Origin of the sequence: Vibrio sp. 10N.222.55.C6, assembly GCF_041473395.1 — a bacterium.
Taxonomy (GTDB): Bacteria; Pseudomonadota; Gammaproteobacteria; order Enterobacterales; family Vibrionaceae; genus Vibrio; species Vibrio crassostreae_C.
The window spans coordinates 1-914 of the sequence record NZ_JBFRSD010000414.1 but is presented as its reverse complement, the minus strand read 5'-3'; the positions used below and the strand labels follow the sequence as shown (position 1 = coordinate 914).

The 914-nt window shown below is 40.6% G+C and carries 1 protein-coding gene; it reads left to right on the top strand.

Going from position 1 to position 914, the window contains the following annotated elements; translation table 11 throughout:
• Window positions 1-17: 17 nt before the first annotated feature.
• Window positions 18-914: helix-turn-helix transcriptional regulator (locus tag AB4486_RS24375; RefSeq protein ID WP_372119213.1), on the top strand; the 897-nt coding region annotated here is incomplete at its 3' end.

Below are 914 nucleotides of genomic sequence, written 5' to 3'. Positions count from 1 at the left end.
CCATCACAAAGGGAAATATGAGTAAACAAATACAGATATATCAAAAAGTACTAGAGTCGATACCTTGTCATCCTGATTCTATTTCAACCATAGATATACGTGACTTACTCCTATCCTCTGAGCTACTGTCTGCTAATACCGATGAGAAAAGCCAACTTCGCACCGTGCAGCGTTGCATTAATAAAGTACTCTCAGATAACGTTAGCATTGAACTAAATGATGAAAGTCGCCCCTATCGGTATCAGATATCCCAAGGGTATCGCCACCCAGTGAAGCCTGATGGTATGTCTTCAGTCGTATCATTACAGATCATCGAAAAAGAAATTAAGTCGATGCTTCCACCTACTCTGCGTTCCGATATAGAAGCTATTTTCTCGGCGCTCAAGCGAGAAAACACTAAACAGACCATTCTTTGGAACGAGAGGTTCTGTTATTTCCAGAGTGAGTTCCCCTTGGTTGCACCAACTGTTGGTAACGATTTTTTTAAGCAAATAGAACAAGCTCTGCTTAATAAAAAAGACATCATGTTCACCTACCAAAAGCGTGGTTTAACGGAACCTAAAGAGTACACAGCGACGCCTTTAGGATTATTCCTTTACGGTAACAGTTTCTATCTTGTTGCACTTATTCCAGGATCACATAGTGATTTTCGTACCTACGCACTGCATCGAATTCACAGCTTAAAGCTTGGCTTCAGTAGTACAAAAACATTAGAGAAGTTTGATATTAGAGAGTATGTGCAACAGAACGCGCGCCACTTTTCTGGTGGTGATATGCAAAAAGTCTTGCTCAAAATTGAAAACTACAGTGGGCTGCACCTTATTGAAGAAACCTTACTTTCTAAAGAGCAAAAGATAATTTCTAACGACGGTAATTACACGACAATCGAGGCTGATGTTCGAGACAGCCACACC